The sequence below is a fragment of the Streptomyces sp. AM25 genome, from assembly GCF_058146165.1.
This window is the reverse complement of sequence record NZ_JBKIWN010000141.1, coordinates 40,609-64,559: the sequence shown is the minus strand read 5'-3', so window position 1 is coordinate 64,559 and position 23,951 is coordinate 40,609. Positions and strand designations below refer to the sequence as shown.

Here is a 23,951-nt window from a genome sequence, read left to right as displayed (position 1 = left end):
TCATCCCAGCGGCAACTGCGCCGACAGCCGCCACACGCCGTCCCGTTCGCCCCACTCCGCGCTGCCCCGGAGCAGGCGGGCCCGTTCGGCGACGCCCGCCAGCCCCCGGCCCCCGCCCGCGCGGCGGGACGCCGGCTGCGGCATCGGGTTCTCCATGGCGACCCGCAACACCCCACCCTCCAGCCCGAGGTGCAGCTTCACCGGCACGCGCCCCGCGTGCCGCAGCGCATTCGTCAGTCCCTCCTGCACCATGCGGTACGCCTCGCGCGAGACCGTCGCCGGCACCGCTTCCAGGGACGGTGGATCCGGTGCGGTGAGCGTGACCGTGCCGCCCGCCGCGCGGGTGCGTTCCACGAGTGCGCCGAGGCCGGCGAGGGTGGGCGCAGGTGCCGTGGGCGTGGGGCCGTCCTCGCGCAACAGGCCCAGGACGGCGTCCAGTTCGCCGACCGCATCCCGTGCCGTCTCCTCGATCGCGACGAGCGCCTGCCGGGCGAACGCGGGGTCGGCGTCGAAGAGCCTGCGGGCGGCGCCCGCCTGGAGGGTCACCGCGCTCAGCGCGTGACCGACCGAGTCGTGCAGTTCGCGGGCGAGCCGGTTGCGCAGGGCGAGGCGCAGGGCGCGCTCCTCGGCCGCCGCGATCCGCTCGGCCGCCGACGGGCCCAGCAGCGCGGGCGCGCAGCGCGTCAGCAGGGCGCCCGCGGCCCAGGAGGTGACGAGGACCAGCAGGAGCAGCGCCGCTCCGGCCAGGGGTGCCGGCCAGGCCCACGGCGTGTGCCCGAGCGGGCCGAGCCAGGTCCAGGGTGCGTGCACGCCGGTGAGCGGCATGGTGACGAGGTACAGGGCGAACGGCGGGGTGGCCAGCGACATGCCGCTGACGACGCCCCCGGCCGCGAGGTGCAGCCCGTAGTAGGCGGCCATGCGCCCGCGGGATCCCCAGGACCCGGCCGCGCCGGTGGCCAGCCCCTCCTCCGGCACCCGCAGCAGGGTGCGCGCCGCCGCGCACTCCAGCGGGCGGAGCTGGGTGAAGACCACCGTCGACACGGCCGCCAGGGGCAGCGCCACGGCGAAGGCCAGGAACGTGGTGCCGGTCGAGGTGAAGAGCCCCCGCCCGGTGACGAAGAACGACACCAGGACATTGGCCAGCAGGTAGTACGGCATCAGCAGCGCGCCGCCGAGCAGCAGATGGGCCCAGCGCAGCCGGGCCCGCCTGCCGGTCAGTGGGTTCATGATCACAGCGTAGAACCGCCGTGCTCGGTACGTCATTTGGTGCCGTGGTCGTCCTGAATCGAGTTCATACGTACAGAATTGCTCTGGCCAAGGTTCTGGCGCGTCGGCCTGAACGGCGGAGCCTCTCGGCCGCAAGGCGGAGACGGCCGTGCCGTGCCCCGTCCTCAGGGCGGAGCACCGAATCCGCCCTCCGGCGCGCAACCGTTCGGCGCCGGCGCTCCCACCTGCCGCATCGGCACGGGCGAAGTCGGGTAGGACTGAACCGTCCACCGTTCAACGAAACTTACGCGCCCGAGGACTGGACTGCCATGACACCGCACCCCGAAGCCGGCCTCGCCCCGGAGCTCGACCGCATCCTCGATATCAGTCTGGGCTTCCAGGCCTCGCAGGTCCTGTTCAGCGCCGTCCGCTTCGGGCTCTTCACCGCCCTTGCCGAGCGCCCCCTGTCCGGCGAGGAACTGCGCACCCGGCTGGGGCTGCACCCGCGCTCCGCCCGGGACTTCTTCGACGCCCTCGTGGCCCTCGGCCTGCTGGAGCGCCACGACGACGGCTACGCCAACACCCCGGCCACCGCCCGCCACCTGGTCCGCGGCGAGGACGGCTACCTCGGCGGATTCGTCGAGCTGCTCGACGCCAGGCTCTACGGCTACTGGGGCACCCTCGGCGACGGCCTGCGCACCGGGGAGCCGCAGAACGAGATCAAGCACGGCGGCGACTTCTTCGCCGCCCTCTACGGCGACCCCGGACGCCTGGCCCTCTTCCAGCGGGCGATGACCAGCTTGTCCCTGCGCTCAGCCCACGCCCTCGCCGAGACCGTCGACTGGTCCGGCCACCGCACCGTCGCCGACATCGGCTGCGCGGAGGGCGGCGTGCTCCGGCAGCTCCTGCAGCGTCACCCGCACCTGCGGGGCACCGGCTTCGACCTGCCCGCCTGCCGGGACGCCTTCGAGGAACAGGTGAAGGCATCCGGCCTCACCGGGCGACTCGCCTTCGTGGACGGCGACTTCTTCACCGACCCGCTGCCCCGGGCCGACGTGCTGGTCTTCGGGCACATCCTGCACGACTGGGACCTGCCCACGAAGCGGATGCTGCTGCGCAAGGCCCACGAGGCGCTGCCGGAGGGCGGCCAGGTGATCGTCTACGAGATGCTCATCGACGACGACCGCCGGGAGAACCTCGCCGGACTGCTGATGAGCCTCAACATGCTGATCGAGACCCGCGGCGGCTTCGACTACACCGGGGCGGACTGCCGGGGCTGGCTGGCGGAGGCGGGGTTCCGCGACAGCCGCGTCGAGCCGCTGGCCGGGGCCGAGTCGATGGTGATCGCCTGCAAGTGACGCGGGCCTCGTACAGTGCATGCATGGACGCGAGTGCAGTGCTGCACATCAAGGGACGGATACTGGTCGGCCCGGACCCCCTGAGCGGGGTGCGCGACGAGATGTGGGTGGTCGGCGGACGGATCACCTTCGACCGGCCGGTATCGGCGACGGACGTCACCACGATCGACGGCTGGGTGCTGCCCGGACTCGTGGACGCACACTGTCACGTGGGGCTCGACGCACACGGCGCGGTCGACGAATCGACCACCGAGAAGCAGGCGTTGACCGAACGGCACGCCGGGGCACTGCTGCTGCGCGACGCCGGCTCGCCCTCCGACACCCGCTGGATCGACGACCGCGAGGACCTGCCGCGCATCATCCGCGCCGGCCGCCACATCGCCCGCACCCGCCGCTACATCCGCAACTACGCCCACGAGATCGAGCCGGAGGACCTCGTGGCCTACGTGCGGCACGAGGCGCGGCGCGGGGACGGCTGGGTCAAGCTCGTCGGCGACTGGATCGACCGCGAGACCGGCGACCTGGGCGCCTGCTGGCCGCGCGGGGCGGTCGAGGCCGCGATCGCCGAGGCGCACCGGCTGGGCGCGCGCGTCACCGCGCACTGCTTCGCGGAGGAGACGCTCGCGCCGCTGGTGGAGGCCGGGATCGACTGCGTCGAGCATGCCACCGGGCTGACGGAGGAGACGATTCCGCTGTTCGCGGAGCGGGGCGTGGCGATCGTTCCGACGCTGGTGAACATCGCGACGTTCCCGTCGCTGGCGGAGGGCGGGGAGAAGAAGTTCCCGCGCTGGGCGGAGCACATGCGGGCCCTGCACGCGCGCCGCTACGCGACGGTGGGTGCGGCGTACGACGCGGGGATCCCGGTGTACGTGGGCACGGACGCGGGCGGTTCGCTGCCGCACGGGCTGGTGGCGCAGGAGGTCGCGGAGCTGGTCAGGGCCGGGATCCCCGCGGGGGCCGCGCTGTCGGCGGCGTCGTGGGGGGCGCGGGAGTGGCTGGGGCGGGCGGGGCTGGAGGAGGGGGCGTCGGCGGACTTCGTCGTGTACGGGGAGGATCCGCGGGCGGATGTACGGGTGTTGGGCGCTCCGCGCCGGGTGGTGTTGCGGGGGCGGGTGGTGGGGTAGCTGCGGGCCGTCGGTGGTTGCTCGCGCCCACGCGGCGGAGCCACTGGGGGCACCTCCTGGGGGCACCCCCAGCGGTAGCTGGGGGAGGTAGCTGGGGGAGGTGGCTGGGGGAGACACGGCCCCGCGCCCCTTACGGGGCGCCGCCCCCCGTTGCCAGTGCCAGTGCTTCCGCGAAGCGGTCCGTCGTCTCGCGGTCGCGGACCGCGATCCGCAGGTACTCCGGGCCCAGGCCCGGAAAGGTATCGCCGCGCCGTACCGCAAACCCCAGCCCACGCAGACGATTACGTATCAGCGAAGCGTCCCGCAGGCGCAGCAGCAGGAACGGGCCGGCCGCCGGGCCGCACACTGTGATCGTCGGGAACGCGGTCAACCGGGCCTCCAGATAGGCCCGGTCCGCCGCGACCTCGCACGCCGCGCGTTCCGATTCCGCCACGGCCTGCGGCAGGCAACACGCCTCGGCCGCCACCAGCGCCGGCGACGACACCGGCCACAGCGGCTGTGCCCGCTCCAGCGCGGCCACCGTGTCCGGCGCGGCCAGCACGTAGCCGATGCGCAGACCCGCCAGCCCCCACGTCTTCGTGAGGCTGCGCAGCACGACGAGCCCGGGCAGATCCGTCCGCGCCGCCAGCGACTCGCGCTCGCCCGGCACCGCGTCCATGAACGCCTCGTCCACGACCAGGGTCCGGCCCGGGCGGGCCAGCCGGGCCAGGGTCGCGGCGGGGTGGAGCACGGACGTGGGGTTGGTGGGGTTGCCCACGACCACCAGGTCCGCGTCCCCCGGCACCGCCCGCGGGTCCAGGCGGAAGCCGTCCGCCGCGTCGAGCACCACCCGCTCCACCGTGTGCCCGGCGTCCCGCAGGGCCGCCTCCGGCTCGGTGAACTGCGGGTGCACGACGGCGGCCCGGCGCACGCCGAGCGCCCGGGCCAGCAGGACGAACGCCTCGGCGGCGCCCGCCGTGAGCAGCACCCGTTCCTCCGGCAGCCCGTGCCGTGCGGCCACGGCGCGCCGTGCGGCACGTCCGTCGGGGTAGGCGGCCAGGCCCGTGAGGGAGTCGGCTATGCGCTCGCGCAGCCACTGCGGGGGCGTGCCGGAGCGCACGTTGACCGCGAGGTCGGTCAACTCGGCGCCCGCGCCGCGTACTTCCGCGTCACCGTGGTGCCGCAGGTCGGGTTCGTGCATGGGGGCCTTCGGTGAGACGGTACGGGGGGCGGCGACGGCCACGGCGCAGGTCGCCCGCGCCGACTTGCGCTTGCCGACCAGCAGGACGCCGCCGGGCCCTGCGGCCAGCAGCGCGGCGGCCTCGGCCACGGCCGGAGTCCCGGCGGCGGAGAGGACGGTCTGCGAGGGGTGCGGGGCCGGCTGCGCGGCGAGCTCGTCGGGGGAGTAGACGCGGAGCGGCACGCCGAGCCGCTCGGCGGCGGTGAGCACGGCGGGCTCGTCCGCCTTGGCCTCGACGGTGGCCAGGGCCGCGACGGTGCCGTCGCCGGCCTCGGCCAGGGTGCGCCCGGCGAGCGCGAGGATCTCGTCGGCCGTCGTGCCGCGGCGGGCGCCGACGCCGAGGTAGAGGGCGGTCATGCGCGGGCCGCCGCCTGTGCGACGAGGCGGTGGGCCATGGCCGGGGCGCCTGCCCAGTGGGTGTGCAGGTACGAGGCGTGGACGCCGGCGAGGGCGAAGCCCTCGGTGCGGCGGGTGGGGTGGGTGAACCCCCACGCGGGGGTGTCGGATGCGGCTGCCGGTTCGACCACCGTGCGGTGGAACTCGTGTCCGCGGACGCGGGTGCCCGCGGCCGCAAGGGAGTTGTCCGCGATGGCCACGGCCTCGCGGTAGCCGAGGGTGAGGCGCTCGGACATCCCGGCGTCGGCGGGCAGGACGCCGCACATCTCCTTGCCGTCGAGGGCGCGGCAGAGGTAGAGGAGGCCGGCGCACTCGGCGACGACGGGTGCGCCCGTCGCCGCGAGGGCGGCAACCTCCTTGCGGAGGGGGGCGTTTGCGGACAGGTCCGCGGCGTGCATCTCGGGGAAGCCGCCGCCGATCACCAGGGCCCTGGTGTTCTCGGGCAGGGACTCGTCCCGCAGCGGGTCGAAGGTGACGACTTCGGCACCGGCCGCGCTGAGCAGCTCCGCGTGCTCGGCGTACGAGAACGTGAACGCCGCACCACCGGCGACCGCGATCACGGGGCGAGGGGCGTTGGGTTGCTCGCCGTGGTCCGGGTTGTGCCCACCCTCCCCCATAGCCTGAACGGCATGGGAGGTACCCCCATCGCCCTGCGGAACGCCTGCCCACAACCCGGGGGCGCGCCCCGTAAGGGGCGCGGGGAACTGCGCGACCAGCCCAAGACGGCCCGCAGCCGACCACGCCTCGTCCGTCAGCGGCGGCGCCGACCGCGCCAGCGCGCGCAGCGCGTCGAGGTCGCACCCCTCCCGCACCTGCGCCGCCTGTGCCGCCACCGCGGCAACCGCCTCCGCGCGCCGCTCCGCCACCGGGATCAACCCCAGATGCCGGCTCGGGGTGTCCACCCCGGCAACCCGACGCAAGGCGCCGAGAACCGGAACCCCGGACTCCGCCAGCGCCTCGCGCAACAACGCCTCGTGGCGGTCCGAGCCGACCTTGTTGAGGATCACGCCGGCCACCCGGACCTCCGGGTCCCAGGACGCGAAGCCGTGCACCAGCGCCGCCACCGACCGCGACTGCGAGGACGCGTCCACCACCAGCACCACCGGCGCCTTCAGCAGCTTCGCCACGTGCGCCGTCGACGCCAGTTCGCCCTGCCCGCTCGCCCCGTCGTACAGGCCCATCACGCCTTCGACGACGGCGAGATCGCAGCCCGCCGCCCCGTGCAGGAACAGCGGGGCCACCAGCCCCGGGCCGCACATGTACGCGTCCAGGTTGCGGCCCGGCCGGCCCGTGGCCAGGGCGTGGTAGCCGGGGTCGATGTAGTCCGGCCCCACCTTGTGCGGGGACACCGCGAGCCCGGCGTCCGCGAAGGCCCGCATCAGGCCGGTGGCCACGGTCGTCTTGCCGCTGCCGGACGCCGGGGCGGCGATGACGAGCCGGGGGACGTTCACACTCACCACTCGATACCCCGCTGGCCCTTCTGCCCCGCGTCCATCGGGTGCTTGATCTTGGACATGTCGGTGACCAGGTCGGCGAAGTCGACCAGTTTCTCCGGGGCGTTGCGGCCCGTGATCACCACGTGCTGGGTGCCGGGACGGTCGCGCAGCACGGAGACCACCTCGTCGGTGTCGACCCAGCCCCAGTGCATGGGGTAGGCGAACTCGTCGAGCACGTAGAGCTTGTACGTCTCCGCCGCCAGGTCCCGCTTGACCTGCTCCCAGCCCTCGCGCGCCGCCTCCTCGCTGGAGGCGAGGTCGCGCTGCACCCAGGACCAGCCCTCGCCCATCTTGTGCCAGGCCACGGTGCCGCCCTCGCCCGAGTCGCCGAGCACGCGCAGCGCCCGCTCCTCGCCGACGCGCCACTTCGCGGACTTCACGAACTGGAACACCCCGATCGGCCAGCCCTGGTTCCACGCACGCAGCGCCAGGCCGAAGGCGGCGGTCGACTTGCCCTTGCCGACGCCGGTATGGACGAAGACCAGCGGCCGGTTGCGGCGCTGGCGCGTGGTGAGCCCGTCGTCGGGCACGACGGTCGGCTGTCCCTGGGGCATTACGCGGCCCTCCTGCTGTTGCTGGTGCGTACGGTCTTCACGAGCGCGGAGACATTGTCCGCGCGCAGTTCGTCGAGGGTGACCACGGGGCCGCCCAGGGCCCGGCCCAACTCACCCGCCAGGCCGAGCCGTACGGGCCCGGACTCGCAGTCCACGACCACCGAGGCGGTCCCCCCGGCCGCCAGCAGGCCGGCCGCCCGCTGCGCCCGCGGCAGCGGCTCCGGGCCGCCCGTCGCCCGGCCGTCGGTCACCACGACCAGCAGCGGGCGCCGCGACGGGTCGCGCATCCGCTCCACGCGCAGCACCTCGTGGGCCTGCAGCAGGCCCGCCGCCAGCGGGGTGCGGCCGCCGGTGGGCAGCTTCTCCAGCCGGGCGGCGCCCGCCTCCACCGACGACGTCGGGGGCAGCGCCACCGCGGCCTCCGTGCCCCGGAAGGTGATCATGCCGATCTTGTCGCGGCGCTGGTAGGCGTCCATCAGCAGCGACAGCACCGCGCCCTTGACCGCGCCCATCCGCTTCCGGGCCGCCATCGACCCGGAGGCGTCCACCACGAACAGCACCAGGTTGCCCTCGCGCCCCTCGCGCACCGCCTCCCGCAGGTCGTCGCGGCGGACCACCAGACCCGGGCCGCTGCGCCCGCGCGCCCGCTGGTGCGGGGCGGCCGCCTGCACGGTCGCCGCCAGGTGCAGCCGGGACAGCGCACCGCGCGGGCGGCGCGCTCCCGTCGTCCTGCCGTGCGCGGTGAGCGCGCGCGAACGGCGCCCGTCGGCGCCCTCGCCGAGGCCGGGCACGTCGAACCGGCGGGTGCGGAACGGCTCCGCCGCGGCGACGGCGGGGGCCTCGGCCGCGTCGCCGGTGCCCTCGGCGGGGGCCGGCTCCGGTGCCGAAGCCTCCTGCTGTGCGGGGGAGTTCTGCGGAGCGGACTCCTCCTGGCGCTGGGGCGGCACGTCGTCCTGCGGGGGCTGTCCGCCGCCGTCGGGGCCGTTGTCCGGGCCGCCGCCGTCCGGGCCGCCATCGTTCGGATCGTCCTCGGGGCCGTCCTCCGGACCCTCCGGCTCGGGGTCCGGGTCCGGGTCCTCGTCCTCGAACTGGCGCAGGATCTCGTCGAGTTTGTCCTCGTCCAGGCCCGGCGCGTCGAACGGGTTGCGCCGCCTGCGGTGCGGCAGCGACAGCAGCGCAGCCCGGCGCACGTCCTCCGTCGTCACGTCCGTGCGCCCCGCCCAGGCGGCCAGCGCCGTCGAGGTCCGCGCGGTCACGATGTCCGCGCGCATGCCGTCCACCTCGAAGCCGGAGCACACGGCCGCGATCCGGCGCAGCGCGCCGTCCCCGAGCCGCACGTCCGGCAGCAGCGCCCGCGCGGCGGCGATGCGTTCGCGCAGGGCGTCCTCCTCCGCGGCCCACTTGGCGGCGAAGCCCGCAGGGTCCTCGTCGTACGCGAGGCGGCGGCGCACGACCTCGACGCGCTCGTCGGTCTCCCGGGAGGCCGCGACCTCGACCGTCAGCCCGAAGCGGTCGAGCAACTGCGGGCGCAGTTCGCCCTCTTCGGGGTTCATGGTGCCGACGAGGAGGAAGCGGGACGCGTGGCGTACGGAGACGCCCTCGCGTTCGACGTAGGAGGCGCCCATGGCGGCGGCGTCGAGGAGGAGGTCGACCAGGTGGTCGTGGAGGAGGTTGACCTCGTCCACGTACAGCACGCCGCGGTGCGCGTCGGCCAGCAGGCCGGGCTCGAAGGACTTCACGCCGTCGGACAGCGCGCGCTCGATGTCGAGTGCGCCGACGAGGCGGTCCTCGGAGGCGCCGACGGGCAGTTCGACCACCCGGGCGGGGCGGGTCTCCGCGGAGCCGGAGCCGTGCGGGCCGTCCGGGCACTCGGTGTCGGGCGCCGCCGGGTCGCACGAGAAGCGGCAGCCGGCGACGACGTCGATCGCCGGCATCAGGGCCGCGACGCCGCGCACGGCCGTGGACTTGGCGGAGCCCTTCTCGCCGCGGACGAGCACGCCGCCGATGGACGGTGAGATGGCGTTGAGGAGGAGGCCGAGGCGCATGTCGTCCATGCCGACGATGGCGGTGAACGGGTAGGTGGCCATTAGCTGGCGCTCCTTTCGGGGACGTGCATCGGGCGGTCTTGCGGCTGCGGGCTGTCGGTGGCCGGTCGCGCCCACGCGGCGGAGTCGCAGATGTCGCGGCCCCGCGCCCCTGTCGGGGCGCTCACGGTGCCCCCGGCGGTATGAACGGGGCGCCCTTCGGCGCCCCCTCCTCGATCAGCCGCAGCAGCGCATCCGTGTCCGCATGCTGCTCGATCAAGTCGCCCAGCCGGTCCAGCTGTTCCTCGCGCAGCGCAGCGAAACTCGTGTCCGGTGCCGGGACGAAGTCCCGGCCGGCCGCGCGGGCGACCTCGCGGAGGAACGCGCGGCGGAAGCCGTCGCTCTCCAGCGAGCCGTGCCAGTGCGTGCCCCACACCGAGCCGACCCGGCACCCGTCCAGGAACGCCTCGCCGCCCAGGACTTCGGCGACGCCGTGGTGGATCTCGTAGCCCTCCACCCGCTCGCCCAGTGCCTCGCCCGCCGGGCGCGCCAGGGTCTTCTCGACGGCGAACCGCACCCGCACCGGCAGCAGGCCCAGGCCCTCGACCGTGCCGGCCTTCGACTCGACGTCGTCCTCGATGCGTTCGCCCAGCGCCTGGAAGCCGCCGCAGACGCCCAGCACCGGGCGGCCCTCCGCCGCCCGCCGCGCGAGCGCCCCGGCCAGGCCGCGCTCGCGCAGCCAGGCCAGCGCGCGCACCGTGCCGCGCGTGCCGGGCACCACGGCCAGGTCGGCGTCGGCGAGTTCCTCCGGGCGGTCGACGAAGCGCACGACCACGCCCGGTTCGGCCGCCAGCGCGTCCACGTCCGTGAAGTTGGACATCAGCGGGACCGCGCACACCGCGACCCGCAGCACGTCGCACCCGTGCGGCGGGGCCACCACCGACTCCCGCACCGTCCCCCGCAGGGAGACCCTCAGGCCGTCCTCCTCGTCGATGCCCAGGCCGTGTGCGAACGGCAGCACGCCCACCGTGGCCCGGCCCGTCAGACCGCGCAGCATCTCCAGTCCGGGCTCCAGCAGCGACACGTCACCGCGGAACTTGTTGACCAGGTAGCCCGCCACGAGCTCCTGGTCCTCCGGGGACAGCAGGGCCGTCGTGCCGAAGAACGAGGCGAACACCCCGCCCCGGTCGATGTCGCCGACGATGACGACGGGCAGCCGCGCGGCCCGCGCGATGCCCATGTTGACGATGTCCGTGCGGCGCAGGTTGATCTCGGCGGGGCTGCCGGCGCCCTCGCAGATCACGGCGTCGTGCGTGCGCCGCAGCTCCTCCAGACACTCCGTCACGGTGCCGAACAGCTGCTCCTGGCGGCCCTGGTGCTGTGTTTTCCCGGGGGACGACCCCCCGAAGTACCCACGAGCGCTGAGCTCGCCCACCGGCCTGCCCATCAGCACCACTTGGCTGCTGCGGTCGCCACCGGGCTTGAGCAGCACCGGATTCATCAGTGCGCTCGGCTCGACGCGCGCCGCGGCCGCCTGCATGGCCTGCGCCCGGCCTATCTCGGCGCCCTCGCGCGTCACATACGAATTGAGCGACATGTTCTGCGCCTTGAACGGCGCGACCTTGACGCCCTTGCGGACCAGCCAGCGGCAGATCCCGGCGGTCACCACGCTCTTGCCCGCGTCGGAGGTCGTCCCCGCGACCAGCAGGCCCCCACCCCGCTTACCCACCCGTGCTGCTCCTCTTGACGGTCCTGTTCACGAACACACTGCCCACTCGGCGCCCGGCGACAGCCACCGCGAGGGCCAGCAGCGACACCCGGCGCGAGAGCCGGACGGCCCGTTCGATGTCGGCGGTCTCCACCGGGCGGTTCTCCGCGCCCAGCACCGGCCGGTGCTCGACGCGCCCCGCGTAGGCGAGGGTGCCGCCGAGGCGCACCCCGAGGGCGCCGGCGAACGAGGCCTCCACCGGGCCCGCGTTGGGGCTCGGGTGCCGGGACGCGTCGCGCCGGGCCACCCGCCAGGCGCCGCGCGGGTCGGGGCCGGCGAGGACGGCGAGCGCGGCGGTCAGCCGGGCGCCCGGCCAGCCGGCGACGTCGTCGAGCCGGGCCGCGGCCCAGCCGAAGCGGCGGTAGCGCGGGGACTTGTGGCCGACCATGGCGTCCAGGGTGTTCACGGCGCGGAAGCCCACCAGTCCGGGCACCCCGGCGAGGGCGCCCCACACCAGGGCGCCGACGACCGCGTCGGAGGTGTTCTCGGCGACGGACTCCACGACCGCCCGCGCGATCTGCTGCTCGTCCAGCGCCTGCGGGTCGCGCCCGCACAGGTGCGGCAGCCGCTCCCGGGCAGCGGCCAGGTCGCCCGCGTCGAGCGCGGCGCCGACGGCCCGCGCCTCGCGGCCGAGCGAGGTGCCGCCGAGGACGGCCCAGGTGGCGGCGGCGGTCAGGGCGACGCCGGCCGGGCCGCGGTGGCGGGAGCGGCGGGCGGTACGGGCGAGCAGCCCGGCACCGGCTGCGGCGCCGCCCGCGCAGAGCAGGGTGTGCAGGGCTCCGCGCCCGCGGTGGTCGCGCCACAGGCGCTGTTCGACGGTGTGCGCGGCACGGCCGAACGCGGCCACGGGGTGGCCGTGTTGCGGGTCGCCGGTCAGGAGGTCACCGAGATAGCCGAGCGCGAGTCCGAGGCTTTCGACGGGCACCGGTCAGACCGCCGTGGTGCGGTACCTGAGTCCGGGACGACAGGGTGGGCGGCAGCCGGGCATGGCGATGTGTCCTCACTCAGGGTCCGCGCCCTGGCTCGACGTGACCGGCGACCAGAGTTCCTGGCTCCCGGCGCGCGCTGCGCGGCGCGCTCTCCGGTGACAGTGGCGGGACCGCGCCGGATTCGCACCGGCTTCCTCTGTGCTGTCGCCGTTTGGCGTTGGGCAGTCCACCACGCCCGGGGAAGGGGCGTCAATTCGAACAAACGGCGGACGGACTGACGTTGTCAGTCCGTCCGCCGTTTGCGGAGAGGCGCTAGGCGACGATCAGGTAGATGCCGTACCCCACGGCCGCCGCGCACAGCGCGTAGCACGCGTAGGCGCCGCTGCGGGCGGCCGCCGTCGCGCGGGACGTCGTGCCGACGATGCCCAGGGTGAAGACGCCCACCAGAGCCACCGTCACCACGAGGCTGACGCCGAAGACCTGGCCGAGAGCTGCCCAGTCGATGTGCATGGTGTGTACGTCCTTCAGCTCGCGGCAGCGGCCGGGGCGGCGGGGGTCCGCCCGGCTTCGCTGGTCGGGGAGGCGGCCGGGGCGATCGGCCCGGCCGGCGGCGGGGCGACGGCCTGGAGGGCGGCGGTGACGACACCGACCGGCTCGGAGGCGGCGGGCGCCGCGGGGCCGACGTGCGGCGCGGCGGCGGTCTCGTTCACGTTGTCGCTGGTGACCGGCTTGCGGCGGGAGGCCAGCCAGATGGCGCCGCAGGCGGCGATCGCCAGCACCGCGACGGCGGTGATGCCCCAGTCGCCCTGGTCCGCGAGGAACGCGGCACCGCCGGCGACGATGCCCGCGGCGGGCAGCGTCAGGCACCAGGCGGCGACCATGCGGCCGGCGGTCGACCAGCGCACCACGCCGCCCTTGCGGCCGAGGCCCGCGCCCATGATCGAGCCGGAGCAGACCTGGGTGGTGGAGAGCGCGAAGCCGATGTGCGAGGAGGCGAGGATCACCGTCGCGGCGCCGGTCTGGGCGGCGAAGCCCTGGGCGGGCTTGATGTCGGTGAGGCCCTTGCCGAGCGTCTGGATGATGCGCCAGCCGCCCAGGTACGTACCGAGTGCGATGGCCACGCCCGCGGAGACGATGACCCACAGCGGCGGGTCGGAGTGCGGGGCGACGACGCCGCCGGTGACCAGTGCGAGGGTGATCACGCCCATGGTCTTCTGGGCGTCGTTGGTGCCGTGGGCGAGGGAGACCAGCGCGGCCGAGGCGATCTGCCCGGCGCGGTAGCCCTTGGCGGTCTCCTGCTCGTCGCGGCCGCGCGAGAGGCGGTAGGTGAGCCGGGTCGCGGCCATCGCGGCGACGCCCGCCACGACCGGTGCGGCGACCGCCGGGATGATGACCTTCATGACGACGGCGTCCGCGTGGACGCCGTGGGAGCCGACCGAGACCAGCGTGGCGCCGATCAGGCCGCCGAAGAGGGCGTGCGAGGAGCTGGAGGGCAGGCCCGCCAGCCAGGTCAGGAGGTTCCAGACGATCGCGCCGACGAGGCCGGCGAAGATGATCTCGGGTCTGACTCCGGCCTTCTCGTCGATGATCCCGCCGGAGATGGTCTTGGCGACCTCCACGGACAGGAACGCACCGACAAGGTTCAGAACCGCCGACATCGCCACTGCGACCTTGGGCTTGAGCGCCCCGGTGGAGATGGTGGTGGCCATGGCGTTGGCCGTGTCGTGGAAACCGTTCGTAAAGTCGAACACCAAGGCCGTGACGATCACGATCCCGATGAGAAGCGTGATGTGTTCCATTCACCCAGGCAATCAGCTCGATGGTCAGTACGCGGTGGACCGTAGGGATCCTGGGTGAACGGAAGGTGAACTGGACAGGGACGGGTGTCGGCCACAACCGGAGGGTGATGTCGATGACGGACCGCGAGGAGCGCACCCGCTCCGCACGGATCCCCGCAGGAATCCCCCAGGCCTGGGCCGCCGTGGTGGCCACGGCCCGGCGCACCGTTGCTGACGGGCTCGTTGTGGGCACGTCCGGAAACGTCTCCGCACGGGTGGGAAATGTGGTGCTCGTCACGCCGACGGGCGTCCCCTACGACCGGCTTCGTCCCGAAGATGCCGTCGGCGTGGACCTCGACGGCCGCCGGGTACTGGGTGAGTTGAGACCCACCAGCGAACTGCCCATGCACCTCGCCGTCTACCGCGCCACCGACGCCGCCGCGATCGTGCACACCCACGCCGTCCACGCCACGGCCGTCTCCACGCTCGTCGACGAACTGCCCCCGGTCCACTACATGGCCGCGGCCCTCGGCGGACCGCCCCGGGTCGCCCCCTACGCCCTCTACGGCAGCGAGGAACTCGCCCGCGGCGTACTGCAGGCGCTCGACGGCCGCACCGGCTGCCTGCTGCGCAACCACGGCACGCTCACCTGCGGCGCCACCCTCGACCAGGCCTACGACCGCACCGCCCAGCTGGAGTGGATGTGCCGGGTCTGGCTCGCCGCCGCCTCCGTCCCCGGACGCACCCCCGCGCTGCTGGACCCGGACCAGCTCGCCGCCGTCACCGGCCGGATCGCCGGGTACGGGCAGCCCGGCTGAGTCCGGCTGTCCTCCGGTCCACTGGCCGCGGCGGCCGCCCCCGCCCACACTGGAAGCGATGCTCCTGCGCAGAGCGGCGGCCACGGCCGCCACGACCCTGATCAGTGCCGGAGCGGCCGCGGTGGCGGCCGGACGGTACGCGGGCGACGCTGCCCTCAAGGTCTCCGCGGGCCCCCTGCCCGGCGAGCAGCGCGTGACCGTGCACACCGCCGACGCCGTCACGGTCACCCTCACCCGCACCCCCGCCACGCTCCGCCCCGGCACCTACGGGCTCGCCGGGCCCGGACTGCACGCCGTCGTCGGCCCCGTCGTCGCCGACGTCTCCCACCCGCACGACTGCGTCGTACGGCACCTGGAGAGCGTCACGCACGGCGCCCCGGAGCCCGGCGACCGCGTCTGGCTCACCCCGCAGCTCTACACCGGCGGGCCGGGGGAGGCGCTCGGCATGCACCACACCGACCTGGACGTGGCGGGCGAGCTCGGGCCGCTGCCCGCCTGGTTCGTCCCCGGCGTCCGCGACACCTGGGTGATCGCCGTGCACGGCCTGGGCACGACCCGCGCACACCCCCTGAACGTGCTGCCGTTCCTGCAGCGCCTGCGGTTCCCCGTGCTCTCCGTCTCCTACCGCGGCGACCCCGGAGCCCCGCGGCCGCCGCACGGAATCGGCCACTTCGGCGCCGTCGAATGGCGGGATCTCGACGCCGCCGTCCGGCACGCCGTGCGCAGCGGCGCCCGGCGCACGGTGCTCTACGGCTGGTCGACCGGCGCCACCATGGCCCTGCTCACCGCCCTCGACTCCGCCGTGGCCGACCGCGTCAGCGGCCTCGTCCTGGACTCCCCGGTCCTGGACTGGCAGGCCGCCCTGCGCTCCCTGGCCCGGCACCGCGCCCGCGGCGCCCTGCTCGGCCTCGCCGTGCGCGCCGCCGAGGGCAGGACGGGCCTGACCGCCGACGGACTCTTCGCCGCCGCCGACACCACCCGGCTCGCCGTGCCGGCGCTCGTCCTGCACGGCACCGACGACACCGTCGCACCCCCGGAGCACTCCCGCGAACTCGTCGCGCGCCGACCCGATCTGATGCACTTGCACATCGCCCGAGGAGCCGGGCACGCCGGGGTGTGGAACGCCGACCCGCAGGCCTGCGAGGAGGCCCTGCGGCGCTTCCTGACGCCCCTGATGTAGCTCCGCTTCCACTCCCGCGCGTGCGCCCGGAGCCTCCCGTCAGCGGGCGGGCGCGGCCGGATAGTTGATTCCGATTGGGTTTTCGGAGCGTGAACGGCAAGACTGCTCCTGTGACGTCCCGTACTCCGCGCGACTCCCGGCTCAGACTCGTTCCCCGACAGCCGATCGCCGCCGCCCGCCGGGCAGTGGCGAACCGAGGCTCCCGACCGGCGCCCCGCCCGCCCGCGGGCACCCCGGCCCGGGCGGAACTCGCCCAGCAGGCCAGAACCGGGCTCACCGGCGCGGTCCGGCTGGCCCGCTGGGCCGCCGGGGAGTGCCTGGGCGGCGTCTCGGTGGCGGGCCCCGGGGGCCTCGCCGAGGCCGCCGGACGGGCCGCGGACGCCCTGGGGCTGACGGCGGGGCAGGTGCGCTCCGACTGGGACCGGGCCCGGCTCGCCGGACTCCTGGAGCTGCACGGCGGCACCGCCCGCCCCGGCTGGCGGCTGACCGCCTGGGACCGCGACGACAGCGCCGTGCTGCGCGGCTGGGTCGCGCTCTTCGACGCCTGGTCCCTGGCCCACCCCGAGCCCGCCGGCACCGACCTCGCGGTGGCCGCCGAGGTCGTCGAGGCGGTGCCGCAGCTGCTGTCCGTCATGCACCTGTCGGCCGGGCCGGTCGCCGAGGCGATGCTGCTCGACCTGCTCCAGCAGCGCGTCGCCGAGATCCGCGCCGAGCGCTGCGAGATCCCCTACGACGGCCGGCAGCCCGCCGTTCCCGCCCAGGGCGGGCCCGACCTGCTGCCCGGGCTGCTCGGCTGGGCCCTGGAGGCCCTCGCCTCGGTCGGCGCGCTCGTCGTGCGCGACGGCGCCGCCGTGCTCACCCCGCTCGGCAACTGGGCGGTGTGGGTCAAGCTCGAACAGATCTGCGTGGCCGCGCAGAGCCCCGCGGGCAACATCGAGCTGGGCGCCGAGGCCATGCTGCGCGGCTGCGCCGACCTCACCCCCGGCCCCGCCCGCGCCGAGTACCGCGCCTGGCTCGCCGCCCGGCCGGTGCGCAGCGCGGTCGCCGAGCTCCTCGACACCGCCCGCGGCGACGACGCCATGGTCCGGGGCCTCGCCTTCGAGGCCCTGCGCGCCGTCGGCGCCCCCGCGGAGAGCGCGGTGCGGGCCGCGGCGGAGGAGCCGTGCCTGCGCCCGTACGCGCTGCTGTGGATCGCCGAGCACGAGGGCAGCGACCCCGAGGAGGCGGCCGGGGTGCTCACCCGCGAGGAGGCCACCTGGCTGTGGGTGGACACGGCGGCGGCCGTCGCCGACCACGGCGAGAGCCGCCTGCTGGTCCGGCACCTGGACTCGGCGGTGCAGGGGACCGTGCCGGGGCTGCTGGAGGAGGTGCGGGCTGTTGGGCACCCGCGCACCGTCCAGGTCCTGGTGGCCCTGGCCGCGGCGCACCCGGACCCCGCCCTGGCGAAGGCGGTGCGCCGGGCGGCGTTCCAGGTGCACCGGGGAGGGGCGTAGGCCCCGTAAGGGCGGTGCGTTGTCTGCGGCCCGGTGGGGGGCTGAGCGCGCAGTTTCCCGCGCCCCTTACGGGGCGCCTGGCCGCGCCCACGCGGCGGAGCCGCATATGTGAACAGCCCCGCGCCCCTTACGGGGCGGGGCTTACGGGGCGCGGCCTCCTTACCGGAACGTGTCGCACCGCCCCATGTCCCCGGTCGAGTACCCGGTCGTGAACCACTGCTGCCGCTGCGCAGCGGACCCGTGCGTCCAGCTCTCCGGTGTCACCCGGCCCTGGAACTTCTCCTGAATGCGGTCGTCACCGACCGCGGCCGCCGCCGACAGCCCGTCCTTGATGTCGGCCTGCGTCAGCTGCGTGACGAGCGGCTTGCCGGTGGACTTCTCCGGCGTCGTCGTCGCGTGCTTCGCCCACACCCCCGCGTAGCAGTCCGCCTGCAGCTCGACCTTCACGGACGCGCTGTCGGCGCCCGTCTGCCCGCCCTGGCTGCGGGCCAGCGTGCCCTGCAGGTTCTGGATGTGGTGCCCGTACTCGTGCGCCACGACGTAGGCCTGGGCGAACGGGCCGCCGCTCGCGCCGAACTTGGTCTTGAGCTCGTCGAAGAAGCCCAGGTCCAGGTAGACCTTCCGGTCGCCGGGGCAGTAGAACGGGCCGACCGCCGAGGTCGCGGCCCCGCAGGCGGTCTGGACCCGCCCCGTGAAGAAGACCGTCGACGCCGGCGTGTAGGTCTTCCCCCGCCGCGCCAGCTCCTAGCTCCAGAAGGACTGGGCGCTGTTGACGACGGCGACGATCCGGCAGTCCTGGCGGGTGTTGGCGTCCTTGCCCGTGCGGCAGTGCTGCGCGACCTGCGCGTCCGTACTGGCCGCGGCCGTGGGCGCCGGGGACCGGCCCCCCGAGGACAGCCCCAGCTCCTCCGGGCCGATGCCGAAGAACAGCCCCGCCAGGAGGACCAGCAGGCCTACGATCCCGCCGCCGACGGTGAGCCCGCCGCCGGGGATTCCGCCGCCCCGCCGGTCCTGCACCTGAGAGGTGTCCAGATCCGCGTCGTCGTCGAACTGCATGCCGCCGCCTTCCGTACCAGGTTCGTCACACCGAGTATCCGTGACGCGACGGCGACCGGCCCGGAATTCGACTTGCGCACCCCCGCTAGACTTTTCCCTATGGCATTCCTCCCTGTGCATTAGACGGCGTCGCACGACCGCAGTCCGTCTCGTCCGCCGTCCGTCCTGCCCAGGAGCAGTTTTTTCGTGATCACCGCCTCCGGTATCGAGCTGCGCGCCGGCGCGCGCATCCTCATCGAGTCCGCCTCGTTCCGTATCGCCAAGGGCGACCGCATCGGCCTCGTCGGCCGCAACGGCGCCGGCAAGACCACCCTCACCAAGTGCCTCGCAGGCGAGGGCATCCCGGCGGCCGGCACCATCAGCCGCTCCGGAGAGGTCGGCTACCTCCCGCAGGACCCCCGCACCGGCGACCTCGACGTGCTGGCCCGCGACCGCATCCTCTCCGCCCGCGGCCTCGATGCCGTGCTGCGCAAGATGCGGGAGAACGAGGACCGGATGGCGAACGGCAAGGGCGCCACCCGCGAGAAGGCGATGAAGAAGTACGAGCGCCTGGAGACGGAGTTCCTCACCAAGGGCGGGTACGCCGCCGAGTCCGAGGCCTCCACCATCGCCGCCGCGCTCAGCCTGCCCGACCGGGTGCTCGGCCAGCCGCTGCACACCCTCTCCGGTGGTCAGCGCCGCCGCGTCGAGCTCGCCCGGATCCTCTTCTCCGACGCCGACACCCTGCTGCTCGACGAGCCCACGAACCACCTCGACGCCGACTCGATCGCCTGGCTGCGCGACTACCTCAAGACCTACCGCGGCGGCTTCGTCGTCATCTCCCACGACGTCGACCTCGTCGAGACCGTCGTCAACAAGGTCTTCTACCTCGACGCCAACCGCTCGGTCATCGACGTCTACAACATGGGCTGGAAGCTCTACCAGCAGCAGCGCGAGGCCGACGAGAAGCGCCGCAAGCGCGAGCGACAGAACGCCGAGAAGAAGGCCGCGGCCCTCAACTCCCAGGCCGACAAGATGCGCGCCAAGGCCACCAAGACCGTCGCCGCGCAGAACATGGCCCGCCGCGCCGAGAGGCTGCTGGCCGGCCTGGAGGCCGAGCGGGTCTCCGACAAGGTCGCCAAGCTGCGCTTCCCCGAGCCCGCGCCCTGCGGCAGGACGCCGCTGACGGCGGAGGGTCTGTCGAAGTCGTACGGCTCGCTGGAGATCTTCACCGACGTCGACCTGGCTATCGACAAGGGCTCCCGCGTCGTCATCCTCGGCCTCAACGGCGCCGGCAAGACGACCCTGCTGCGCCTGCTCGGCGGTGTCGAGAAGGCCGACACGGGCCAGGTCGTCGAGGGCCACGGCCTGAAGCTGGGCTACTACGCCCAGGAGCACGAGACGCTCGACCCGGACCGCACGGTCCTGGAGAACATGCGCTCGTCCGCGCCCGACCTCGACCTGGTCGAGGTCCGCAAGGTGCTGGGCTCGTTCCTGTTCTCCGGCGACGACGTGGACAAGCCCGCGGGTGTCCTCTCCGGCGGCGAGAAGACCCGCCTCGCCCTGGCCACCCTGGTGGTGTCCTCGGCGAACGTGCTGCTGCTGGACGAGCCCACCAACAACCTCGACCCCGCCAGCCGCGAGGAGATCCTCGGTGCCCTGCGCACCTACAAGGGCGCGGTCGTCCTGGTCACGCACGACGAGGGCGCCGTCGACGCCCTCCAGCCGGAGCGCATCATTCTCCTGCCCGACGGCGTCGAGGACCTCTGGGGCCCGGACTACGCCGACCTGGTCGCCCTGGCCTGACGCGGGGGCCCACCGGCCGTGATCGGGGCCGTCCCGATCATTCGGCCGATGCGTGATCCATCATCTGAGTGAGGGCGGCTCGTACCGGGGCGTGGCGGTGCGCTCCGGCGCACGCGCCGCCCCGGCTGCCGGACCCCCGCCCCGGGAGTGCTTCCAGTGCCCCCTCTGACCTGCCGCTTCACTCCGCCACCCGGACGGCCGTACGACCTGATCCGGACGGAATCGCCTGCTCCAGGCCCTGGTACGGCCGGAAAACACGGGTTCCGTTTCCCGCGGACTTCCCATGGACCTTGCCGAATGGGTGGCCAGGACGCCGCCTAGGGGTGATCATGAGAGACAAGAGGCGCATCTCCCCCTGAGGAGGCACGGGTGGCCGAGACTCTGAAGAAGGGCAGCCGGGTGACCGGCGCCGCGCGCGAAAAGCTCGCGGCAGACCTGAAGAAGAAGTACGACGCTGGTGCGAGTATCAGGGCGCTGGCCGAAGAGACCGGTCGCTCCTACGGCTTCGTGCACCGGATGCTCAGCGAATCCGGCGTGGTCCTGCGAGGCCGCGGCGGAGCGACGCGCGGCAAGAAGGCCGCCTCGGTCTGACGCCGCGCAAAAGACAGTTGTGGACAGCCCACCCGGTCGGCCGACCCGTCGGCCGGGTGGTTACTGTGCAGTACGTTTCCATGCGACTGCGGCCACTCGGAGGCCCCCATGACTGCCCGCAACACCCTGCTCGACCAGGACGGCGTCCGGCTCACCGTCGACGGCACGGGTGCCGTTGCCACGGTCACGCTCGACCGTCCCGCCAAGCGCAATGCCCAGTCGCCCGCCCTGTGGCGGGCGCTGACCGCGGCGGGCCGGCAGCTGCCCGGCAGCGTGCGCGTCGTGCTGCTCCGCGGCGAGGGCAAGTCCTTCTCCGCGGGACTCGACCGGCAGGCGTTCACGCCCGAAGGCTTCGACGGCGAGCCGTCCTTCCTGGATCTCGCACGCGGCACCGACGAGGCGCTCGACACCGAAATCGCCTCCTACCAGGAGGCGTTCACCTGGTGGCGGCGCACCGACCTCGTCTCCATAGCGGCCGTGCAGGGCCATGCGATCGGCGCGGGCTTCCAGCTCGCCCTCGCCTGCGACCTGCGAGTCTGCGCGGACGACGTGCAGTTCGCCATGCGCGAGACCAGCCTGGGCCTGGTCCCCGACCTGGGCGGCACACAGCCGCTCGTCGAACTGGTCGGCTACGCCCGGGCGCTGGAGATCTGCGCCACGGGCCGCTTCGTCCACGCGGAGGAGGCGGAGCGCACCGGCCTGGCCAATCTCGTCGTCCCGGGCGCGGAACTCGACGCCGCCGCGGCCGACTTGGCGGCCGCACTGCTGGCCGCACCGCGGGACGCGGTCATCGAGACCAAGGCGCTGCTGCGCGGGGCTGCCGGCCGTACGTACGACCAGCAGCGCGCGGCCGAGCGCGCGGCCCAGGCGCGCCGCTTGCGGGACCTGGCGGGGATGGGGGAGTAGGGCGCCCCGTAGGGGCGCGGGGCTGTTAGATTGTGCGGCTCCGCCGCGTGGGCGCGAGCAACTGCGAACGACCCGCAGCCGAAGAAACCGCACGGGCGCAGCGCAGCGTCCCGGCCTAGGCTGGCAGGTGGACTTGTCCCCCGGACGAGAGGCGGTCGACGATGGCCGACACACCACCGCAAGCCAAGGCCAAGGTGCCGGTCGAGCCCGCCGAGCGCGGGCGGACCACCATCGCGGACGGCGTCGTCGAGAAGATCGCCGGGCTCGCCGCCCGTGACGTGCTCGGCGTGCACGCCATGGGCAGCGGGCTGTCCCGCACCTTCGGTGCGGTGCGGGACAGGGTGCCCGGGAGCGGCCGGGCCCTCACCCGCGGGGTGAAGGCCGAGGTCGGCGAGGTCCAGACCGCGCTGGATCTGGAGATCGTGGTCGATTACGGGGTCGCCATCGCGGAGGTGGCCCGCGCGGTGCGGGAGAACGTCATCGCGGCGGTGGAGCGGATGACGGGCCTGGAGGTCGTCGAGGTCAACATCGCCGTGACCGACGTCAAGCTGCCGGACGAGGGCGAGGACGAGGAAGAGCCGGAGCCCAGGATCCAGTAGGGAGCGGACGATGAACATGGCCGTGGCCGGCCTGATTGCCGGCATGGCACTCGGATTCGCCGGGTACTTCGGTGGATTCGGGGCCTTTCTGCTGGTGGCGGCCCTGGGCGCCATCGGCTTCGTGGCGGGCCGGTTCCTGGACGGCGACCTGGAGCCGGGCGACCTCTTCCGCACCCGGGAGCGCGACAGGCGGCGGCGGTAGGCATGCGGGACCGGCAGCCGGTGGCACCCGGCGAGCGCGGTGCGACCCGCATCGACGACCACGTCATCGCGAAGATCGCCGCACAGGCGGCCCGCGAGGCCGTCGACGGCGAACTCCCGCACGCCTCGGTGACGGTGCACGAGAAGTCGGCCCGCGTCCGGGTGGCCGTCGAGCTGGAGTACCCCACGGACATCGGCGCCCGCTGCCGTGCCGTGCGGTCCCGGATCGTCGAACGGGTCGCGGAGCTGGCCGGCCTGGAGGTCCCGGAGGTGGCGGTCACCGTGGAGCGGCTGCGCTCGCCGCACCTGGACGAGGGCCGGGAGCGGGTGCGGTGACGCCGCGGATCCGGCGCTTCCGGTCCGCCCGCCGGGTGCCCGCCGCCCTCGTCGCGGCCGTCGTGCTGGGGGCCTCGGGGATCCTGCTCCACGACGTCGTCGCCGTCCGCGCGTCCCGTCCCGCGATGCCCTGGCGCCGCCGGCTCGCGCACGAGCTGGCCACCCGCCCCCTCGACGGCGCCTGGGCCACCGGCTGCGCGGCGGCCGCCGTCCTGGCGGGCTGCTGGCTGATCGCCCTGGCCGTCGCCCCCGGGCTGCGCGGGCTGCTGCCCCTGCGCCGCGACACCCCGGACGTGCGGGCCGGGCTGGACCGCACGGCCGCCGAACTGGTGCTGCGCGACCGGGTGATGGCGGTCCCGGGGGTGCGGTGGGCACGGGTCGACGTGGGCCGCCGCAGGGTACGGGCCCGGGCCCGCGCGCACTTCCGGGACCTGGACGACGTGCGCGCGGACGTGGCCGCCGTACTGGCCGACACCGTGCGGGAGTTGGGCCTGGCCCGGCAGCCCGCACTGTCGGTGCGGGTGGTGAGGGCGCCGTGCTGAGGACCGTCAACCGGGTACTGCTCGGGCTGGCCGGCCTCGTGCTGCTGGCGCTCGGCACCGCCGTCCTGGCCGCCCGCCCGCACGGCGTCCTGCTGAGCACCGCCGTCCGCCACAAGTGGCGTGCGCACGGCTGGTGGTGGCCGGTGGTCATCGCCGTGCTGTCCGTGCTGGTCCTGCTCGCGCTGTGGTGGCTGCTCGCACAGCTGCACCGGCGCCGGCTGCGCGAGGTGGTCGTGGACTGCGGCGACGGCGGGACGGCGGTGGTGCGGGGCCGGGCGCTGGAGGCGGTGCTGGAGGCCGAGGCGGAGGCCCTGGACGGGGTGGACCGGGCCCGGGCGACCCTCACCGGCCGCCGCACCGCCCCCGGGGCCGGGATCACGCTGACCCTGGCCCCGGGGGCGACACCCGTCACGACCCTGCAGCGGCTGCAGGAGCGGGTGCTGACCCCGGCACGCACGTCGACGGGCGTGGCGCGGCTACCGGCGGAGGTCAGACTCCGCGCGGTAAGACACAGGGCGGAGCGGGTGGAGTAGCGCCCCGCAAGGGGCGCGGGGCTCTGCCGAACACGCGGCTCCGGCGCGTGGGCGCGACC

Annotated in this window: 21 protein-coding genes, 1 pseudogene and 1 riboswitch; of the genes and pseudogenes, 12 read left to right on the top strand and 10 right to left on the bottom strand. The window is 74.5% G+C overall.

All coding sequences use genetic code 11. The features are described 5' to 3' along the window. Nucleotides 1–1,227 carry a sensor histidine kinase gene (locus ACLHRZ_RS41970; protein ID WP_490423900.1) on the bottom strand — a complete coding sequence of 409 codons (1,227 nt, stop codon included), beginning with the start codon at nucleotides 1,225–1,227 and terminating at the stop codon, nucleotides 1–3. 308 nt (nucleotides 1,228–1,535) lie between these two features. Here ACLHRZ_RS41970 and ACLHRZ_RS41965 point away from each other — a divergent pair, with 308 nt between their 5' ends. Next, nucleotides 1,536–2,564 carry a methyltransferase gene (locus ACLHRZ_RS41965; RefSeq protein ID WP_490423899.1) on the top strand — a complete coding sequence of 343 codons (1,029 nt, stop codon included), beginning with the start codon at nucleotides 1,536–1,538 and terminating at the stop codon, nucleotides 2,562–2,564. A 23-nt stretch (nucleotides 2,565–2,587) separates the two neighbouring features. Then, entirely contained in the window at nucleotides 2,588–3,688 is a 1,101-nt protein-coding gene (locus tag ACLHRZ_RS41960; RefSeq protein WP_490423898.1) for an amidohydrolase family protein, read from the top strand. A 130-nt stretch (nucleotides 3,689–3,818) separates the two neighbouring features. Here the strand turns inward: ACLHRZ_RS41960 and cobC are convergent, their stop codons facing one another. The 8 genes from cobC to ACLHRZ_RS41920 all read right to left on the bottom strand — a co-directional run bounded on the left by cobC (nucleotide 3,819) and on the right by ACLHRZ_RS41920 (nucleotide 13,873). Beyond that, nucleotides 3,819–5,264, bottom strand: coding sequence for an Rv2231c family histidinol phosphate aminotransferase CobC (cobC, locus tag ACLHRZ_RS41955; protein ID WP_490423897.1), 1,446 nt, complete (start codon nucleotides 5,262–5,264; stop codon nucleotides 3,819–3,821). Further along, complete coding sequence (locus tag ACLHRZ_RS41950; protein WP_490423896.1) at nucleotides 5,261–6,760, bottom strand: cobyrinic acid a,c-diamide synthase CobB; 1,500 nt, start codon at nucleotides 6,758–6,760, stop codon at nucleotides 5,261–5,263. The genes cobC and ACLHRZ_RS41950 overlap by 4 nt, the downstream gene beginning before the upstream one ends. After that, complete coding sequence (gene cobO / locus ACLHRZ_RS41945; RefSeq protein ID WP_490423895.1) at nucleotides 6,757–7,353, bottom strand: cob(I)yrinic acid a,c-diamide adenosyltransferase; 597 nt, start codon at nucleotides 7,351–7,353, stop codon at nucleotides 6,757–6,759. Before cobO ends, ACLHRZ_RS41950 begins: the two co-directional genes overlap by 4 nt. Then, complete coding sequence (locus tag ACLHRZ_RS41940; protein WP_490423894.1) at nucleotides 7,353–9,440, bottom strand: putative cobaltochelatase; 2,088 nt, start codon at nucleotides 9,438–9,440, stop codon at nucleotides 7,353–7,355. The genes cobO and ACLHRZ_RS41940 overlap by 1 nt, the downstream gene beginning before the upstream one ends. 121 nt (nucleotides 9,441–9,561) lie before the next feature. Next, the gene (locus ACLHRZ_RS41935) at nucleotides 9,562–11,106 is read right to left on the bottom strand and encodes a cobyric acid synthase (protein ID WP_490423893.1); all 1,545 of its coding nucleotides are present in this window, start codon (nucleotides 11,104–11,106) and stop codon (nucleotides 9,562–9,564) included. Continuing rightward, entirely contained in the window at nucleotides 11,099–12,070 is a 972-nt protein-coding gene (locus tag ACLHRZ_RS41930; protein ID WP_490423892.1) for a cobalamin biosynthesis protein, read from the bottom strand. Before ACLHRZ_RS41930 ends, ACLHRZ_RS41935 begins: the two co-directional genes overlap by 8 nt. 118 nt (nucleotides 12,071–12,188) lie before the next feature. Continuing rightward, nucleotides 12,189–12,270: riboswitch (cobalamin riboswitch) on the bottom strand. Between the two features lie 116 nt (nucleotides 12,271–12,386). Next, nucleotides 12,387–12,584 carry a hypothetical protein gene (locus tag ACLHRZ_RS41925; RefSeq protein WP_490423891.1) on the bottom strand — a complete coding sequence of 66 codons (198 nt, stop codon included), beginning with the start codon at nucleotides 12,582–12,584 and terminating at the stop codon, nucleotides 12,387–12,389. A 14-nt stretch (nucleotides 12,585–12,598) separates the two neighbouring features. Continuing rightward, complete coding sequence (locus ACLHRZ_RS41920; protein ID WP_490423890.1) at nucleotides 12,599–13,873, bottom strand: inorganic phosphate transporter; 1,275 nt, start codon at nucleotides 13,871–13,873, stop codon at nucleotides 12,599–12,601. Between the two features lie 113 nt (nucleotides 13,874–13,986). On the opposite strand from ACLHRZ_RS41920, the gene ACLHRZ_RS41915 reads away from it, so the two are divergent. From ACLHRZ_RS41915 to ACLHRZ_RS41905, 3 genes are all read left to right on the top strand, one after another. Further along, complete coding sequence (locus tag ACLHRZ_RS41915; RefSeq protein ID WP_490423889.1) at nucleotides 13,987–14,670, top strand: class II aldolase/adducin family protein; 684 nt, start codon at nucleotides 13,987–13,989, stop codon at nucleotides 14,668–14,670. Between the two features lie 58 nt (nucleotides 14,671–14,728). After that, a complete protein-coding gene (locus ACLHRZ_RS41910) occupies nucleotides 14,729–15,850 on the top strand; it encodes an alpha/beta hydrolase (RefSeq protein WP_490423888.1) in 1,122 nt (373 codons plus the stop codon). Nucleotides 15,851–15,960: 110 nt separating this feature from the next. Beyond that, entirely contained in the window at nucleotides 15,961–17,343 is a 1,383-nt protein-coding gene (locus ACLHRZ_RS41905; protein ID WP_490423887.1) for a hypothetical protein, read from the top strand. Between the two features lie 159 nt (nucleotides 17,344–17,502). Here ACLHRZ_RS41905 and ypfJ read toward each other — a convergent pair. Beyond that, nucleotides 17,503–18,399: pseudogene (ypfJ, locus tag ACLHRZ_RS41900) on the bottom strand (KPN_02809 family neutral zinc metallopeptidase). Nucleotides 18,400–18,585: 186 nt separating this feature from the next. On the opposite strand from ypfJ, the gene abc-f reads away from it, so the two are divergent. The 7 genes from abc-f to amaP all read left to right on the top strand — a co-directional run bounded on the left by abc-f (nucleotide 18,586) and on the right by amaP (nucleotide 23,892). Beyond that, a complete protein-coding gene (abc-f, locus tag ACLHRZ_RS41895; protein WP_490423886.1) occupies nucleotides 18,586–20,184 on the top strand; it encodes a ribosomal protection-like ABC-F family protein in 1,599 nt (532 codons plus the stop codon). 369 nt (nucleotides 20,185–20,553) lie between these two features. After that, nucleotides 20,554–20,775 (top strand): helix-turn-helix domain-containing protein, encoded by a 222-nt coding sequence (locus ACLHRZ_RS41890; RefSeq protein ID WP_043263790.1) that lies wholly within the window; start codon nucleotides 20,554–20,556, stop codon nucleotides 20,773–20,775. Nucleotides 20,776–20,883: 108 nt separating this feature from the next. Then, nucleotides 20,884–21,681: an enoyl-CoA hydratase/isomerase family protein gene (locus ACLHRZ_RS41885; protein ID WP_490423885.1), complete on the top strand. Its 798-nt coding sequence runs from the start codon at nucleotides 20,884–20,886 to the stop codon at nucleotides 21,679–21,681. Between the two features lie 161 nt (nucleotides 21,682–21,842). Then, a complete protein-coding gene (locus ACLHRZ_RS41880; protein WP_490423884.1) occupies nucleotides 21,843–22,280 on the top strand; it encodes an Asp23/Gls24 family envelope stress response protein in 438 nt (145 codons plus the stop codon). A 10-nt stretch (nucleotides 22,281–22,290) separates the two neighbouring features. Beyond that, a complete protein-coding gene (locus ACLHRZ_RS41875; RefSeq protein WP_490423883.1) occupies nucleotides 22,291–22,482 on the top strand; it encodes a hypothetical protein in 192 nt (63 codons plus the stop codon). 202 nt (nucleotides 22,483–22,684) lie between these two features. Further along, nucleotides 22,685–23,359 carry a DUF6286 domain-containing protein gene (locus ACLHRZ_RS41870; protein WP_490423942.1) on the top strand — a complete coding sequence of 225 codons (675 nt, stop codon included), beginning with the start codon at nucleotides 22,685–22,687 and terminating at the stop codon, nucleotides 23,357–23,359. Continuing rightward, on the top strand, nucleotides 23,353–23,892 hold the full coding sequence (gene amaP, locus ACLHRZ_RS41865) for an alkaline shock response membrane anchor protein AmaP (protein ID WP_490423882.1): 540 nt from the start codon (nucleotides 23,353–23,355) through the stop codon (nucleotides 23,890–23,892). The genes ACLHRZ_RS41870 and amaP overlap by 7 nt, the downstream gene beginning before the upstream one ends. The last annotated feature ends 59 nt before the right edge of the window (nucleotides 23,893–23,951 follow it).